At 67.1% G+C, this 15,106-nt stretch carries 14 protein-coding genes; 1 reads left to right on the top strand and 13 read right to left on the bottom strand.

Going from position 1 to position 15,106, the window contains the following annotated elements; all coding sequences use genetic code 11:
• Positions 1 to 285: 285 nt before the first annotated feature.
• The 13 genes from dnaJ to U1F38_RS08705 all read right to left on the bottom strand — a co-directional run bounded on the left by dnaJ (position 286) and on the right by U1F38_RS08705 (position 13,894).
• Complete coding sequence (gene dnaJ, locus U1F38_RS08765) at positions 286 to 1,416, bottom strand: molecular chaperone DnaJ (protein ID WP_409986667.1); 1,131 nt, start codon at positions 1,414 to 1,416, stop codon at positions 286 to 288.
• A 105-nt stretch (positions 1,417 to 1,521) separates the two neighbouring features.
• Positions 1,522 to 3,459 (bottom strand): molecular chaperone DnaK, encoded by a 1,938-nt coding sequence (dnaK, locus tag U1F38_RS08760; RefSeq protein WP_409986666.1) that lies wholly within the window; start codon positions 3,457 to 3,459, stop codon positions 1,522 to 1,524.
• Positions 3,460 to 3,719: 260 nt separating this feature from the next.
• Complete coding sequence (gene grpE / locus U1F38_RS08755) at positions 3,720 to 4,298, bottom strand: nucleotide exchange factor GrpE (RefSeq protein WP_409986665.1); 579 nt, start codon at positions 4,296 to 4,298, stop codon at positions 3,720 to 3,722.
• Positions 4,299 to 4,484: 186 nt separating this feature from the next.
• On the bottom strand, positions 4,485 to 4,829 hold the full coding sequence (locus U1F38_RS08750; protein ID WP_409986664.1) for an FKBP-type peptidyl-prolyl cis-trans isomerase: 345 nt from the start codon (positions 4,827 to 4,829) through the stop codon (positions 4,485 to 4,487).
• Positions 4,830 to 4,842: 13 nt separating this feature from the next.
• Positions 4,843 to 5,151, bottom strand: a complete 309-nt coding sequence (locus U1F38_RS08745; RefSeq protein WP_409986663.1) for a winged helix-turn-helix transcriptional regulator — start codon at positions 5,149 to 5,151, stop codon at positions 4,843 to 4,845.
• A gap of 151 nt (positions 5,152 to 5,302) precedes the next feature.
• Positions 5,303 to 5,776, bottom strand: a complete 474-nt coding sequence (locus tag U1F38_RS08740) for a MarR family winged helix-turn-helix transcriptional regulator (RefSeq protein ID WP_409986662.1) — start codon at positions 5,774 to 5,776, stop codon at positions 5,303 to 5,305.
• A 64-nt stretch (positions 5,777 to 5,840) separates the two neighbouring features.
• The gene (locus U1F38_RS08735; RefSeq protein ID WP_409986661.1) at positions 5,841 to 6,977 is read right to left on the bottom strand and encodes an ABC transporter substrate-binding protein; all 1,137 of its coding nucleotides are present in this window, start codon (positions 6,975 to 6,977) and stop codon (positions 5,841 to 5,843) included.
• A gap of 65 nt (positions 6,978 to 7,042) precedes the next feature.
• A complete protein-coding gene (locus U1F38_RS08730; RefSeq protein WP_409986660.1) occupies positions 7,043 to 7,456 on the bottom strand; it encodes an acyl-CoA thioesterase in 414 nt (137 codons plus the stop codon).
• A gap of 28 nt (positions 7,457 to 7,484) precedes the next feature.
• Positions 7,485 to 8,720: a serine hydrolase domain-containing protein gene (locus U1F38_RS08725; protein ID WP_409986659.1), complete on the bottom strand. Its 1,236-nt coding sequence runs from the start codon at positions 8,718 to 8,720 to the stop codon at positions 7,485 to 7,487.
• A gap of 64 nt (positions 8,721 to 8,784) precedes the next feature.
• Positions 8,785 to 9,549 (bottom strand): SDR family NAD(P)-dependent oxidoreductase, encoded by a 765-nt coding sequence (locus tag U1F38_RS08720; protein ID WP_409986658.1) that lies wholly within the window; start codon positions 9,547 to 9,549, stop codon positions 8,785 to 8,787.
• A 209-nt stretch (positions 9,550 to 9,758) separates the two neighbouring features.
• Positions 9,759 to 11,006: a thiolase family protein gene (locus U1F38_RS08715; protein ID WP_409986657.1), complete on the bottom strand. Its 1,248-nt coding sequence runs from the start codon at positions 11,004 to 11,006 to the stop codon at positions 9,759 to 9,761.
• A 139-nt stretch (positions 11,007 to 11,145) separates the two neighbouring features.
• On the bottom strand, positions 11,146 to 13,047 hold the full coding sequence (locus U1F38_RS08710) for a feruloyl-CoA synthase (RefSeq protein ID WP_409986656.1): 1,902 nt from the start codon (positions 13,045 to 13,047) through the stop codon (positions 11,146 to 11,148).
• Between the two features lie 55 nt (positions 13,048 to 13,102).
• A complete protein-coding gene (locus tag U1F38_RS08705; RefSeq protein WP_409986655.1) occupies positions 13,103 to 13,894 on the bottom strand; it encodes a crotonase/enoyl-CoA hydratase family protein in 792 nt (263 codons plus the stop codon).
• Between the two features lie 220 nt (positions 13,895 to 14,114).
• On the opposite strand from U1F38_RS08705, the gene U1F38_RS08700 reads away from it, so the two are divergent.
• Positions 14,115 to 15,077 carry a Bug family tripartite tricarboxylate transporter substrate binding protein gene (locus U1F38_RS08700; protein ID WP_409986654.1) on the top strand — a complete coding sequence of 321 codons (963 nt, stop codon included), beginning with the start codon at positions 14,115 to 14,117 and terminating at the stop codon, positions 15,075 to 15,077.
• Positions 15,078 to 15,106: the final 29 nt, after the last annotated feature.

Below are 15,106 nucleotides of genomic sequence, written 5' to 3'. Positions count from 1 at the left end.
GGGTCAGGCGCGGGTGCCGGTTTCTTTGATATGGCTTTTTGTACGGCGTTCACCCGAAGCGATCAAACCTCAAAGAAGCCAATGGCCGCGGAGCAGGCCAAGCCAGCGATCGCCGTGGCCGGGGTCTCCCCGGTCACTGGCGAGCCTTGCAGGCCGCGCCGGGCCAGTGGCCCGGCCCTTCGCCAGCCAACAAAAGATCCACCGGACCTTTTGTGCGCAGGCTCAGCCCCCTGAAAGGAGGGGATGGCGAATCATCGCGCAGCAAGTCAAGACTGGGGGTGAGCGTTACGCCCCGAAGAAGCTGCGTACCTTGTCCGTCCAGCTTTCGGTGCTGGGCGAATGCTTGGCGCCGCCTTTTTTCAGCGACTCGTCAAACTCCTTCAGCAGCTTGCGCTGGTGCTCCGTCAGCTTGACGGGGGTTTCGACGCTGATGTGGCAATACAGGTCGCCCGGATAGGACGAGCGCACGCCCTTGATGCCCTTGCCGCGCAGGCGGAACTGCTTGCCGGCCTGCGTGCCCTCGGGGATGTCGATGGCGGCCTTGCCGCTGAGGGTGGGCACCTCGATTTCGCCGCCCAGCGCCGCGGCCACAAAGCTGATGGGCACCACGCAGTGCAGGTCGTCGCCGTCGCGCTCGAAGATATCGTGCTTCTTGACGCGGATCTCGATGAACAGGTCGCCCGGCGGGCCGCCATTGCTGCCCGGCTCGCCGTTGCCGGTGGATCGGATGCGCATGCCGTCGTCGATGCCGGCCGGGATCTGCACTTCCAGCGTCTTCTGGTTCTTGATCTTGCCCTGGCCGTGGCAGGTGGTGCAGGGCTCGGGAATGATCTTGCCCGTGCCGCGGCAGTGCGGACAGGTCTGCTGCACGCTGAAAAAGCCCTGGCGCATCTGCACCACGCCCTGGCCGTGGCAGGTGCTGCAGGTCTTGGCGCTGGTGCCGGGCTTGGCGCCGCTGCCCTTGCAGGTGGCGCAGTCGTCCCAGCTGGGGATGCGGATTTGCGCCTGCTTGCCGGCCGCGGCCTCGTCCAGCGTGATCTCCATGGCGTAGCTGAGATCGGCGCCGCGAAACACCTGCCGGCCGCCGCGCGCGCCGCCCGCGCGGCCGCCACCGAAGATGTCGCCGAAGATGTCGCCGAAGGTCTCGGCAAACCCGCCGAAGCCTTCGGCGCCACCGCGCATGTTCGGGTCCACGCCCGCATGGCCGTATTGGTCGTAGGCCGCTTTCTTCTGCGGGTCGGACAGCATCTCGTAGGCTTCCTTGGCCTCCTTGAACTTGGTCTCGGCGCTCTTCGGGTCGCTCTGGTTGCGATCCGGGTGGTACTTCATCGCCAGCTTGCGATATGCCTTCTTGATCTCGTCTTCCGACGCGTTCTTGGGAACGCCCAAGACTTCGTAGTAATCGCGTTTGGCCATCTGCGTTCTTCAAATCCATGGAATGACAACGCCGCGCGGGCGAATGTTCGGGTTGAACATTGCCGGCGCGGCGACTTGAAAGGGGCTCGTCGACCGAGCCCGCAGTCAGCCTTTCTTGACTTCTTTCACCTCGGCATCGACCACGTTGTCGTCGGCCGGGGCCGACGCCTGCGCGCCGCCGGGTGCTGCACCCGCGGCACCGGCGGCTTGCGCGGCGGCCTGGGTGTCGGCGTACATCTTCTCGCCCAGCTTCTGGCTGGCGCTCATCAGGGCTTCGGTCTTGCCTTCGATCGCAGCCTTGTCGTCGCCCTTGAGGGCTTCTTCCAGCTCCTTGATGGCGGCCTCGATCTTGTCCTTCTCGCCGGCTTCCAGCTTGTCGCCGTGCTCGCCAATCGACTTGCGCACGCTGTGCACCATGGCATCGCCCTGGTTGCGCGCCTGCACCAGCTCCAGCTTCTTGTGGTCCTCGGCGGCGTTCAGCTCGGCGTCTTTCACCATCTGCTGGATCTCGGCCTCGGACAGGCCCGAGTTGGCCTTGATGGTGATCTTGTTTTCCTTGCCGGTGCCCTTGTCCTTGGCGCTCACGTGCAGGATGCCGTTGGCGTCGATGTCGAAGGTCACCTCGATCTGCGGCAGGCCGCGCGGGGCGGGCGGGATGCCCTCCAGGTTGAACTCGCCCAGCGCCTTGTTGCCGCTGGCCATCTCGCGCTCGCCCTGGTAGACCTTGATGGTCACGGCCGGCTGGTTGTCGTCGGCGGTGGAGAAGGTCTGCGCGAACTTGGTCGGGATGGTCGTGTTCTTGGTGATCATCTTGGTCATCACGCCGCCCAGGGTCTCGATGCCCAGGGACAGGGGCGTGACGTCCAGCAGCAGCACGTCCTTGCGGTCACCGCTCAGAACCTGGCCCTGCACCGCGGCGCCCACGGCCACGGCCTCGTCGGGGTTCACGTCCTTGCGCGGCTCCTTGCCGAAGAACTCCTTGACGGCCTCCTGCACCTTGGGCATGCGCGTCATGCCGCCCACCAGGATCACGTCGTTGATGTCGCCGACGGCAATGCCCGCGTCCTTGATGGCGGTGCGGCAGGGCTCGACGGTGCGCGCGATCAGGTCTTCGACCAGGGCTTCCAGCTTGGCGCGGGTGAGCTTGATGTTCAGGTGCTTGGGACCCGACGCATCGGCCGTGATGTAGGGCAGGTTGACGTCGGTGGCGGCACTGGAGGACAGCTCGATCTTGGCCTTTTCGGCGGCTTCCTTCAGGCGCTGCAGGGCCAGCACGTCGTTCTTCAGATCGACGCCTTGCTCCTTCTTGAACTCGCCGATGATGTAGTCGATGATGCGCTGGTCGAAGTCTTCGCCGCCCAGGAAGGTGTCGCCGTTGGTGGCCAGCACTTCGAACTGCTTTTCGCCGTCAACGTCGGCGATCTCGATGATGGACACGTCGAAGGTGCCGCCGCCCAAGTCATAGACGGCGATCTTGCGGTCGCCCTTGCCGTGCTTGTCCAGGCCGAAGGCCAGCGCGGCCGCGGTCGGCTCGTTGATGATGCGCTTGACGTCCAGGCCGGCGATGCGGCCGGCGTCCTTGGTGGCCTGGCGCTGGCTGTCGTTGAAGTAGGCCGGCACGGTGATGACGGCCTCGGTCACGGGCTCGCCCAGGTAGTCCTCGGCGGTCTTCTTCATCTTGCGCAGCACTTCGGCGCTGATCTGCTGGGGCGCCAGCTTGTTGCCGCGCACCTCGACCCAGGCGTCGCCGTTGTCGGCCTTGATGATCTTGAAGGGCGCCAGGCCGATGTCCTTCTGCACTTCCTTGTCGTCGAACTTGCGGCCGATCAGGCGCTTGACGGCATAGATGGTGTTCTTGGGGTTGGTGACCGCCTGGCGCTTGGCCGAGGCGCCAACCAGCACCTCGCCATCGTCCTGGTAGGCGACGATGGAGGGCGTGGTGCGCGCGCCTTCGGAGTTTTCAATGACCTTGGTGGCGCTGCCTTCCATGATGGACACGCAGCTGTTGGTGGTGCCCAAGTCGATGCCGATGATTTTTCCCATGTTGGTTCTCCGCGAGGATTTGAAATTCAGATGAATGTGATTTGGTGGCCGCAGGGGTGCTTTTCAAGCGAAAGAAGCGCGTTCGATGCACTTTTTGCCGCCGGGCCGTCCCAAGGCGGCGAGCGCCCCCTCGGGGGGCAGCGCACCACGCGCAGCGGGGGAGCGTGGGGGCATCATTTCGCCGCCGCCGGGCCGTCCCAAGGCGGCGAGCGCCCCCTCGGGGGGCAGCGCACCACGCGCAGCGGGGGAGCGTGGGGGCATCATTTTGCGACAGTGACCAGCGCGGGGCGCAGCACGCGGTCGGCGATGGTGTAGCCCTTTTGCAGCACGCTGACGATGGTGCCCGGCTCCTGATCGGCCGGCACCACGCTGATCGCCTGTTCTCGCGTCGGGTCGAACTTGGCGCCGGCGGCGGGGTTGACCTCGGCCACCTTGTTGCGCTCCAACGCGCTCATCAACTGGCGTTGCGTGGCTTGCGTGCCTTCGAGCAGTTGCTCGGCACTGGCGTTTTCCACCTTCAGGGCGGCTTCCAGGCTGTCGACGACGGGCAGCAGGCTCTCGGCAAAGGCCTCCACGGCGAACTTGCGCACCTTGGCGACTTCTTCGTCGGCACGCCGGCGGGCGTTCTGCGCCTCGGCCTGGGCACGCATCGCCTGGTCGACCAGGTCGGCCATCTTGGCTTGCAGCGCCTGAAGCTCGGCTTGGGTGTTTTCCTGCTGGGCCAGCGAGTCCGCTGCATCCGCGGCGGCCGCGGCCTCGATCTCCTCGGGGCTCCGCGGCGGATCAAATGCGCTGTGCGGGACGGACGCGTCGGAGGGGTCGGGCGTGGGATGGGACATGCTCGAAATGTGGTGAAAACCGAATGAAGCGTTTGGATGGCCTTCAGATGGTCGCCCGCGGGCCGATTTCAAGGGTGCCGAGCCGTCGAATGGGCAATTTTTGCGGTCGGCCCGCCCGATCGCGGGGCCGCAGGAGCGAAAAAACCGCTCCGGCGGGAGCGGTTGGGCTGGATTCGTCGGCCGATGTCAGTCGGTGACGGCCAGCAGCTGCACGTCGAACTTGAGCGTGGCGCCCGGGGGAATGACGCCGCCGGCGCCGCGCGCGCCGTAGCCCAGCTCGGGCGGAATGATCAGCGTGCGCATGCCGCCCACCTTCATGCCGGCCACGCCTTCGTCCCAGCCGCGGATGACCATGCCGGCGCCCAGCGGAAAGACAAAGGGGTCGCCCCGGTCGTGGCTGGAGTCGAACTTGGCGCCGGCCTGGCCGTTTTCATAGAGCCAGCCGGTGTAATGCACGGTGACCGTCTGGCCCGTGCGGGCCGGGGCGCCGTCGCCGGTGCGGGTGTCGGTGATTTGCAGGCCGGTGCTCATGGTCTCGCGGACCTTACTTTTTCTTGGCCTGCGCAGCCACCCACTTGGTGGCGAAGGCTTGCAGGTCGGACAGGCGCTTGGTCAGGTCGGCCCCGGTGGGCGTGAGGCTGTAGCCGTCGGAGCCGTGCGTGACCAGCCCGGCCGCGCGCAGCTCTTTCAGGCGGGTGTTGAGGGTGTTGGGGGTGATGCCGCCCACGCTGTCTTGCAGCAGGCGAAAGGTTTGCGGATGGCCGTCGCGCAAGGCCCACAGCACACGGATGGCATAGCGCGCCTCGAGCAGCGCGAGCAGTTGGCTGGTGGCCGTGTTTTCTTTTGAGCTCATGTCGGGCTTCTCCTCGGGTTCGCAGTGTGCGTGCTGGGGACTATATCGCAATTTTGTAGCACGCTAGCAGTTTCATAGCTCCCGAGGTCGCCCCGCCGTGGGTGGGGCGCTACAGTTTCCAGACCAGCCCGGATGATCCAAGGGAAAACCCCTATCCCTGGTAGAGCTTTTGCAGCAGCCGGATCAGGGTGCGGCGCTCGGCCGCGCTCAGTGCCTGCGAGACCTCGATTTCAAGCTGCGAGGCGGCCTTTTCGGCCTCGCGCATCAAGGCCTGGCCCTCGGCCGTGAGTTGCAGGCTTTGCGCGCGTCGATCCAGGGGGTGCGGATGCCGCAGCAGCAGGCCGCGGCGCTCCAGGCCGCCGATCTTGCCCACCAGATTGGGTGGCAGCAGGTTGAGCGTGTCGCACAGCTGGCGCGAGGTGATGCCCGGGTTGTGGTGGATGAGCGACAGGATCGAAAAATCGACCACCCGCAGGCCAAAGCCCGCCATGCGCGGCACGAATTGCCCAATGATCTTGAGCGCGGCCATGCGGGCATTGAAGCCCACCAGGGACTGGAGATAGCGGGCGTCGACCCGCTCGACGCAGGGAGCGGCGAGTTCGGGTGGAAGGTCGGCGGGTGTCACGTCGCGGCAATGGGGCGGGAGAGCGGGCGATGATCGCACAGCGCCCGCTGTCGCCCCGGCGACCTCATTCGACCTTGAACTGCCCGTCCACCACCTTCATCATCACCCCGGTGTCGTTGGTGTAGCCCCAGTGGTCCTGCGCCGTCCAGTTCAGCACGCCGTGCGCCAGCACGGTGCGGCCGATGTGCTCGAAGGCGTCGCGCAGCGCCGCGCGGAACTCGGGCGTGCCGGGCTTGGCCTTCTTGAGCGCGATCGGCACGGCCTTCTCCAGCACGATGATCGAGTCATAGGCATGGCCGGCAAACTGGTTGCGCGAGCCGGGGCCATAGGCCTTTTCATACTGTTGCACGAACTTGATGGCCTCTTGCTTGGACGGGTGGGAGTCGGGCAACTGCTCGGCCAGCACGGCGGGGCCCGAGACGACGAAGGTGCCCTCGACCTGCTTGCCGCCGACGCGGATCAGATCGCGCGTGGCGGCGGCGTGGGTCTGGTAGATCTTGCCCTTGTAGCCGCGCTCGCGCAGCGCCATCTCGGGCATGGCCGCGCCGCTGCCGGAGGCCACGACCAGGATCGCGTCGGGGTTGGCCGACACGAGCTTGAGCGCCTGGCCCGTGACGCTGGTGTCGGCCCGTGCAAAGCGCTCGACCGGGCCGAACTTGATGCCCGCCTTCTCGGCCTGCGGCTTGAAGTCGGTCAGCCAGGTCTCGCCATAGGCGTCGCTGTAGCCCAGAAAGCCCACCGACTTGACGCCCTGCTTCTGCATGTGCTCCAGCACCGCGTAGCCCATCACGGCGTTGGACTGCGGCAGGCGAAACACCCAGTGGTCCTTGCCCGGCGGCAGCGCCACCGGCGACCACGCGATCTGCGTCGTTTGCGACTCGGTGGCCACTTGGGCGATGGCGGCCGCCACCGGCGTGGCCACCGAACCCATGATGACGTCCACCTTGTCCTGCGACACGAAGCGCTTGGCGTTGGTCACGCCCTGGGTCGGGTCGCTGGCGTCGTCCATCAGGATCACGTTGAGCTTTTCGCCGGCGATTTCCTTGGGCCACAGCTTGACCTCGTTGCCGGCCGGAATGCCCAGCCCCGAGGCGGGGCCGGTCAGCGGCGCGATCACGCCGATGGTGATGTCGGCCAAGGCCGTGCCACAGGCGGCGAGGGCGGCGGCGGCCGCGAGGGCCTTGAGTGCATGCGCTTTCATGGTGAGTTGTCTCCTGGGTTGGCGCGTTGAAAAAAGAGTGGTTGGGTGAGCGGACGCGGGCAGATTCAGCTGCACTTGTCCTTGATGAAGTCGGGCACCGGGATGGCCTGCAGGCGCCCGCCCTCGGGATGCACGCAAAACGCTCGCGTCTCGCGGCCCTCGCACAGCACCACGTCGCCTTTCATCACCACGTGCTTTTGCACGAAGGTCTTGGCGGCCCAGATCTCGATGCTGGTGTGCACCTGCAGCGTGTCGCCGTAGGTGGCCGGACGCATGAATTTGGTGTGAATCTCCAGCAGTGGCGTGCCGATGATCCCGTGTGAGGCCTTCAGTTCGCGCCAGGGCGGCACGCCGCACTGCATGAAGAAGTCCAGCGACGAGGCGTCCATCCACTTGCTGAAGTTGGGAAAGAACACGATGCCGGCCGGGTCGCAGTCGCCGAACATCACCTTGACTTCGTAGACAGTGGTCTTGCTCATGGGGTTGTCGGGGTCTATGGCAGCGTTCTCAGCCGATGGCGCGCGCGATTTGCCGCATCGCGGGTAAATTGCCATCGCTGTAGACATCAGCCTTGGTGGCGAACTGACGGTTGGCCGACAGTTTGACGATTACCACCCCGCGCTGGCGGTTGACATAGATGTTCTGGTTGTAGGCGCCGATCACCTGGAACTCTCCTTCGTTGCCTTCGGGCAGCCACCACTGGTAGCCATAGCCAGTCAATCGAGTGCTCTTGACCCGGCCGGGGCGCAGGTGATCGGCATCGGCATGCGTGGCCGCCTCCACGTAGGCTTGCGGCAGGATCTGACGGCCGTGCCAGTGACCGCCAAGGCGGTACAGCTCACCTAGCTTGGCGAAGTCGCGTGCCGTCATCAACAGACCCGCAAATGCCATTTCGCGGCCTCTTTCGTCCACGATCCAGTAGGAGGGATGCTCCAGTCCCAGCGGCTCGACCAGCTTGCGCTGCATGTAGGTGGCGATGTCACCGCCCGTGGCAGCGGCGATCAGCACGCCCAGCGCCTGCGTGTCGGCCGAGTTGTAGCGACACACGGTCCCCGGCGCTAGTTCTTTACCGGTGCGCCCGATGAACACATCCAGAGAACCACCCGGGCTCAGTGCGTTGCCCAGTTGCAGCGCATCCGATTCAGGGTTGCTGTAGTCTTCGCTCCAGCGCGCGCCCGACGACATCTGCAGCACGTCCTTGATTCGCACGCCTTCGTAGGCCGAGCCCTTGAACACAGGCGAGTAGTCGGAAATCGGATCTTCCAAGCTATTGATGTGCTTTTCGTGCAGGGCAATACCCACCAGCGTCGAGATGAAGCTCTTGGCCACCGACATTGACATCAAGGGAACGTCGCGTCCGCCCGTGACTGCGTATTCCTCGTGCACCAGCTTGCCGTTCTTCAGCACCAGCAGAGCGACCGTGTCGGATTCACCCAGGAAAGCCTTTAGCGGGCGCTCAGCGCCTTGCGCGTCGGTGAACCGGACGGGCAGTGTCACGCTTTTGCCAACCGGAAACGCATGCGTGATCCGGCTAGGCGCCATCTTCTTCACTCGCTGGGTAAGATGAAAAGTCGAGAAGTTCTCGAACTGCGGCACACCCGTGAACAGCTTCCATTCCTTGAAGCGCGTTACTCCGTTCGAGGTGGTCACGGCGTCATTGGCAAAGGCGGGCAGGCTGAGAGCGCTGCCTGCTGTGGCGGCGGCCAGATGGCCCAAGACAAAGGTTCGTCGACTGAAGGTCATTTGGTGGAGCTCCTATGGTGTGAGTGGTTGCTGTTGAAAGTGTGGCGGTGTTAGCGGGCGGCGTTCACCGCGGCGCCATGCGCAGCGCGCCGTCCAGGCGGATGACTTCGCCGTTCATGTGGCCGTTGCTGACGATGTGGCAGGCCAGCTCGGCAAACTCGCTGGGCTTGCCCAGGCGCTGCGGGAACGGGATCGACGCCGCGAGCGATTGCTGCACCGGCTCGGGCAGCGTCTTCATCAGCGGGGTGGCAAACAGGCCGGGAGCGATGGTGCACACGCGAATGCCGTGCTGCGCCAGGTCGCGCGCCATCGGCAGCGTCATGCCGACCACGCCACCCTTGCTGGCGCTGTAGGCCTGCTGGCCGACCTGGCCGTCGAACGCGGCCACACTGGCGGTGAACACCATGGCGCCGCGCTCGCCGTCTTCCATCGGCTCCAGCTTGGCACACGCGGCGGCAAACAGGCGCGCGGCGTTGTAGGTGCCGATCAGGTTGACGTTGACCACGCGCACGAAGTCTTCGAGCGGGGCGGCGTTGCCGTCCTTGCCGATCACGCGCTTGGCGGCGCCGATGCCGGCGATCTGCATCAGGATGCGCGCCGGGCCGTGGGCGGCGCCGGCCTGGGCTATGGCCGACTGCATGCCCTCGGCGCTGGTCACGTCGCACTGAATGGCCAGGCCGCCGATGTCGGCCGCGACCTTTTGCGCATGCTCCAGGTTGACGTCCAGCACCGCCACCTTGGCCCCCAGCCGCGCCAGCTCGCGCGCCGTGGCCTCGCCCAAGCCCGAGCCACCGCCGGTGACGAGGGCTGCTTGTCCTTCGATCTTCATGCTGTACTCCTTACTATTGAATGAATAGCTGCTTGCGCTTGCTGCACAAGCGCCAGAGGCTTGTTTGATTCATAAAACAGCCGAACGCAGAGGTCGCGGAGGATTCGCAGAGAACGCAGAAGAAAACCTTTCCTGATTTTCTTTTTTTGCGTCCTCTGCGCCATCTTTGCGTCCTCTGCGTTCGGTATTCGGTGTTCATGTCCAGCGCCTCAAACCCCAGGGTTCTCCAGCAGCAGCGCCATGCCCTGGCCGCCGCCCACGCAGGCCGAGCTGATGCCGTACTTGACGCCCGCGCGCTGCATCTCGCGTGCGACGGTGAGCGTCAGGCGCACGCCGGTGGCGGCCAGCGGGTGGCCCAGCGCGATGGCGCCGCCGTTGACGTTGAGCTTGTCGAGGTCGAGCCCCAGCTCCCGGGCCACGGCCAGCGTCTGCGCGCCCTGCGCCTCGTTGATCTCGATGCGGCCGATGTCGGACAGCGCCAGGCCCGTGCGCTCCAGCAGCAGGCGGATGGCGGGCGCCGGGCCGATGCCCATGATCTCGGGCGGCACGCCCACCGCCGCGGCGCCGACGATGCGCGCCAGCGGCTGCTTGCCATGGGCTTTTGCGTACGCGCCCGAGGCGACGACGGCCGCTGCCGCCGCATCGACCAGGGCCGAGGAGTTGCCACCGGTCTGCACGCCGCCCTCGAACACCGGCCGCAGCTTGGCCAGCACCTCGATGGGCGAGGGGCGCGGGTGCGTGTCCTGCGCGACCTCGGTCGTCTTGCCTTGCAACTTGATGCCGCGCGGCTTGTAGCCGTCGAGCTCGAATTTCTCGGTGACGACCGGCACGATCTCACCGGCCAGGAAGCCGCTTTGCTGCGCCGCCACGGCACGGGCAAACGAGGCGGCGGCAAATTCATCCACCTGCTCGCGCGTGATGCCGTACTTTTTGGCCAGGTTCTCGGCCGTCTGGATCATGTTGATGCCGGGGGCCGGGTCCTTGAGCGCCTCCCACATGTAGTCCTTGAAGCCCACGGGCGCGCCCAGCTTGAAGCCGGTGCGGTGCTCGAACGCGGCAATCGGGTTGCGCGTCATGCTTTCGGCGCCCACCACCAGCGCCGCCTCGCACGCGCCGCCCTGCACGTGCTCGCCGGCCTGGCGAAACAGCTCGAAGCCGGTGCCGCAGATGCGCTGCGCCATGATGGCCGGCACCTCCACCGGCACGCCGGCGTACAGGCCGATGTGGCGCGGCAGGAAGAACTGGTCGAAGTCGCCCGGCGCCATGTTGCCGGTGACGACGGAGCCGATGTCGCTGGCGGCCACGCCCGCGCGCTTGAGTGCTTCGCGCGCCGCCTTGATGCCCAGGTCGGTGGGCGAGACGTGGCCCAGCGCGCCGCAGTAGTCGACCATGGGCGTGCGCACGCCATCCAGCATCCAGACGTCGTGGAAGGCGGTGAAGAATCCTTTGGTGGCCATGGTCAATTCCTTTCAAGGCGCGGGTTTTTCTCCTTCCCCCGCTGGGGGAAGGCAGGGATGGGGGCTGGCGACGTTGGGGCGCCGGGCGGCCCCCACCCCAACCCTCCCCCAGCGGGGGAGGGAGCCAGGCCGGTGCGGCTCACGGTGCGGCCCCCGGCTTGATGACGTCATGCCCCGGCGTCTCGTCGTACAGCGCCTGGACCAGCGCATCGCGCTCCTTGAGCACCGCGCGCTGGTTGATGCTGCCCTTGTCGGTCACCTCGCCCTTGTCGATGGAGGGCGGCTCGGCCAGCAGCAGCAGGCGCGCCACGCGGTTGGCGCTGCCGGTGGCCGTCAGCGACAGGTCGGTCACCAGGCTCTGGAAGCGGGCGCGCACGGCGGCGTGGCGCAGCACCTCGGCCAAGGGTGCATCGGCCGGCAGCCCGGCCAGCGAGCGCACGGCGGGGGTGGGAAACACCAGCGCGCCGATCTCGCTGCGGTTCAGGCCCGTGAGCACCACGTCCTGGATGTAGGGCGCGCCGCCGGCGATCACGCGCGCGCGCAGCGGCCCGACGCTCACGAAGGTTCCGGTGGCCAGCTTGAAGTCCTCGGCGATGCGGCCGTCGAAGCGCAGGCCGCGGTTCGGGTCGGCGTCGTCGATCCACCGCACGGCATCGCCGGTGCAGAAAAAGCCTTCCTCGTCGAAGGCTTCGGCCGTCGCCTCGGGCGCGCGCCAGTAGCCGGGCGTGATGTTGGGGCCGCGGTAGCGCAGCTCCAGCTTGCCTTCGGCCGGCACCAGCTTGCATTCCATGGCGGGCGTGGGCAGGCCCAGGTCGCCCGCCTGGATGTCGGGGCTGGTGGGGAACAGGCCGTAGGGCGAGGACTCCGTCATGCCGAAGCCGCAGGTCATCACCACGCGCTCGCCCAGCTCGCGCTCGGCGCTCTCAAACAGCGAATCCCACACCGGCTGCGCCAGCGAGGCGCCGGCGTAGAAAAACATCTTCACGCGCGAGAGGAAGTTGCGGCGCAGCGCGTCGTCGGTCTTCATGGCGCTGGCGATGGCGTCGAAGCCCGTCGGCACGTTGAAGTACAGCGTGGGCGCGATCTCGCGCAGGTTGCGCAGCGTCTCGCCCACCAGCGCCGGCGTGGGCCGGCCTTCGTCGATGTACAGCGTGCCGCCGTTGGCCAGCACCATGCCCACGTTGTGGTTGCCGCCGAAGGTGTGGTTCCAGGGCAGCCAGTCCACCAGGATGGGCTTTTCGTCCAGCAGGATGGGCATGGACTGGCGCATCTGCTGCTGGTTGGCGCACCACATGCGGTGGGTGTTGATGACGGCCTTGGGCAGCTTGGTCGAGCCGCTGGTGAACAAGAACTTGACGATGGTGTCGGGCCCGGTGGCGGCCTGCGCCGCATCGACGGCGGCCGTGGGCGCGGTGGCCAGCAGCGCGGCCAGCGGCGTGCTGGCGCGGCCCTGCAGCGCGGCGGCGTCCGGGTTGCACGAGAGCACGATCTCGGCATCCTGCGGCGCGGCGGCGGCGATGGCCTTGCCGTAGCGCGCGCCGTCCTCGGCCCAGATCAGGCCGGGCGTGAGCGTCTGAATGATGTGGCGCAGCTTGCCGAAGTCCTGGCTGACGATGGAGTAGGCCGGCGAGGCCGGGCACCAGGGCACGCCGGCCCACAGGCAGCCCAGCGCCAGCAGGGCGTGGTCCAGGCTGTTTTCGCTCAGGATCAGCAGCGGCCGCTCGGCCGACAGGCCGCGCTCGAGCAGCGCCTGGCCGATGCGGCGGGCGCCGTCCAGCGCCTGCGCATAGCTCAGGTGGCGCCACTCGCCCAGGCTGCCGTCGGCCTGGCGCGCCCGCTGGGCCATGAAGCTGACGTCGGGCGTGCTGCGCGCCCAGTGCGCCAGGCGGTCGGACATGCGCGCGTCAAAGGCCTGCAAGGCTTGGTCGGCGCTGAGGTATTGCGCGCCGCCGGCGCCATGGCGTGTCAGCGCGCGGGTGACGCCAAAGCGCAGCGGGCGGTAGCGGGGCGGGGCCGAGTTGGCGGTGGCCTGCGCGGTCATGGGCTTGTCTCCGTACTCTTATATCGATAGCTGCTTGCGCTTGCCAGGCAAGCGCTCAGGCCTTTTTGACCTTGGTGCCGGCTTTGCCCGACAGAAAATCGCGCACGCGCTGCTTCGCTTCGGGTGCGGCCTGGGCAATGGCGCTGATCAGCGCCTCGGTCATCAGGCCGTGGTCGGCCGGCTGCTCGGCAATGCGCGGCAGGGCGTGCATCAGCGCGTAGTTGGTCAGCGGCGCGTTGCCGGCGATGCGCTCGGCCAGCTCCAACGCCTTGTCGAAGGCGCTGCCGGCCGGCACCAAGTATTGCGCAAACCCCAGGCGCTCGCCGTCCTCGGCGTTGTAGACGCGGCCGGTGAGCATCATGTCCGTCATGCGCGCCACCCCGATCAGCTTGGGGATGCGCACCGCGCCGCCGCCGCCCACGAAGATGCCGCGCGAGCCCTCGGGCAGGGCGTAGAAGGTTGTCGCGTCGGCCACGCGGATGTGGCTGCTGGCGGCCAGCTCCAGCCCGCCGCCCACCACGGCGCCGTGCAGCGCGGCCACCACCGGCACCGGGCCGAACTGGATGGCGTCCAGCGCCACGTGCCAGCCGCGCGAGTGGTGCAGGCCCTCGGCCGCGTCGCGCTCTTTCAGCTCCGACAGATCCAGCCCGGCGCAAAAGTGCTCGCCGTCGCCGGTCAGCACGGCGGCGCGCACGGTGCCCGGCAGGTTCTGGAAGGTGTCGCGCAGCGCGGCGACCAGGCCGTCCGACAAGGCGTTGCGCTTGGCGCCGCGCGTCAGGCGCACGATGGCGAGCTGCTTTTTCTTGCCGGCAAATTCGAGGGAAAGGTCTTTTTTCGAGCTGGGCATGGGTGAACTCCAAGTGCCTTTATTGTTTATGATTGATAATTAAAATCAAGGGATTTGGGTTGGCAATTTCCTAGGGAAAACACCAATGATCGAGCGGCATTGGTGCCCGTCGGCCGGGCTGGCCAAACGGCCGGGTCAGCAGCGCCCGGGTGGCCTTGCCGATAGACTGGGCGCCTTGGCCGCGCTCGGCCAGCGCCGTCGTTTTTTGGAGATCCGATCGATGCAACGTCGCAGTTTCCTCACCCTGGCGGCGGCCGCCGCCCCCTGGAGCGCCGCGCAGGCGCAGGGTTTTCCGTCCAAGCCGATCCGCATCGTCGTGCCCAACGCGCCGGGTGGGGCGGCCGACATCACCGCGCGCGCCGTGGGCGAACACATGGCACGCACCCTGGGCCAGCCGGTGATCATCGACAACAAGCCCGGCGCCGGCGGCGTGGTGGCCGGCCAGAACGTGACCAGCGCCGCGCCCGACGGCTACACGCTGCTGCTTATCTCCAGCGGCACGGCCGTCAGCCAGGCGCTGTTCAAGTCGCTGCCCTTCGACACGCTGAAAGCCTTTGCCCCCGTGGCGCCGCTGGCCACCTTCGATCTGGTGATCGTCAGCAAGGAAGGCGGCGCCTTCAAGACGCTGGGTGATCTGATCGAGTACGGGCGCAAGAACCCCGGCAAGCTCAACATCGGCACGCCCAACATCGGCACCACGCAGCACCTGGCGGCCGAGCTGTTCAAGAGCGCCACCGGGCTGGACTTGCAGGTGGTGCCGTTCAAGGGCACGCCCGAAGTCGTCACCGCCATCCGCGGCGACCAGATCCAGGCCGGGCTGGACATCCTGAGCCCCTTGTTGCCACAGTTCCAGAGCAAGGCGCTGCGCCCGCTGGCGGTGACGGGCGCCAAACGCTCGCCCGTGCTGCCGGATGTGCCCACGGCGCAAGAGGCCGGCGTCAAGGGCCTGAACGCCACGTCCTGGAACGGGCTGGCCGTGCCCGCCGGCACGCCGGCGCCCGTGATCGAGCGCCTGAACCGGGCCGTCAACGCCGCGCTGGCGGACGCCGGCGTGCGGCAAAAGCTGGACGCGCTCAACCTCGAGCCGCACCCCGGCACGCCCGCGCAGGCGCGGGAATTGCTCAGCGGCGACATCCAGCGCTGGAGCGAGGTGATCGCCAAGGCGAAGATCGAGCGCAAGTGATCTTGCAAGTCCGATCGACCTTGCCCGCC

The organism is Ottowia sp. (assembly GCF_046348305.1).
Lineage (GTDB): Bacteria > Pseudomonadota > Gammaproteobacteria > Burkholderiales > Burkholderiaceae_C > Ottowia.
The sequence above is the reverse complement of the archived record's forward strand: the minus strand, read 5'-3'. Positions and strand labels throughout refer to the sequence as shown.

Excerpts from the sequence above, each read along its gene's own strand:
- dnaJ (WP_409986667.1), bottom strand. The coding sequence starts at position 1,416 with ATGGCCAAACGCGATTACTACGAAGTCTTGGGCGTTCCCAAGAACGCG.
- dnaK (WP_409986666.1), bottom strand. The coding sequence starts at position 3,459 with ATGGGAAAAATCATCGGCATCGACTTGGGCACCACCAACAGCTGCGTG.
- grpE (WP_409986665.1), bottom strand. The coding sequence starts at position 4,298 with ATGTCCCATCCCACGCCCGACCCCTCCGACGCGTCCGTCCCGCACAGC.
- U1F38_RS08750 (WP_409986664.1), bottom strand. The coding sequence starts at position 4,829 with ATGAGCACCGGCCTGCAAATCACCGACACCCGCACCGGCGACGGCGCC.
- U1F38_RS08745 (WP_409986663.1), bottom strand. The coding sequence starts at position 5,151 with ATGAGCTCAAAAGAAAACACGGCCACCAGCCAACTGCTCGCGCTGCTC.
- U1F38_RS08735 (WP_409986661.1), bottom strand. The coding sequence starts at position 6,977 with ATGAAAGCGCATGCACTCAAGGCCCTCGCGGCCGCCGCCGCCCTCGCC.
- U1F38_RS08730 (WP_409986660.1), bottom strand. The coding sequence starts at position 7,456 with ATGAGCAAGACCACTGTCTACGAAGTCAAGGTGATGTTCGGCGACTGC.
- U1F38_RS08725 (WP_409986659.1), bottom strand. The coding sequence starts at position 8,720 with ATGACCTTCAGTCGACGAACCTTTGTCTTGGGCCATCTGGCCGCCGCC.
- U1F38_RS08720 (WP_409986658.1), bottom strand. The coding sequence starts at position 9,549 with ATGAAGATCGAAGGACAAGCAGCCCTCGTCACCGGCGGTGGCTCGGGC.
- U1F38_RS08715 (WP_409986657.1), bottom strand. The coding sequence starts at position 11,006 with ATGGCCACCAAAGGATTCTTCACCGCCTTCCACGACGTCTGGATGCTG.
- U1F38_RS08710 (WP_409986656.1), bottom strand. The coding sequence starts at position 13,047 with ATGACCGCGCAGGCCACCGCCAACTCGGCCCCGCCCCGCTACCGCCCG.
- U1F38_RS08705 (WP_409986655.1), bottom strand. The coding sequence starts at position 13,894 with ATGCCCAGCTCGAAAAAAGACCTTTCCCTCGAATTTGCCGGCAAGAAA.
- U1F38_RS08700 (WP_409986654.1), top strand. The coding sequence starts at position 14,115 with ATGCAACGTCGCAGTTTCCTCACCCTGGCGGCGGCCGCCGCCCCCTGG.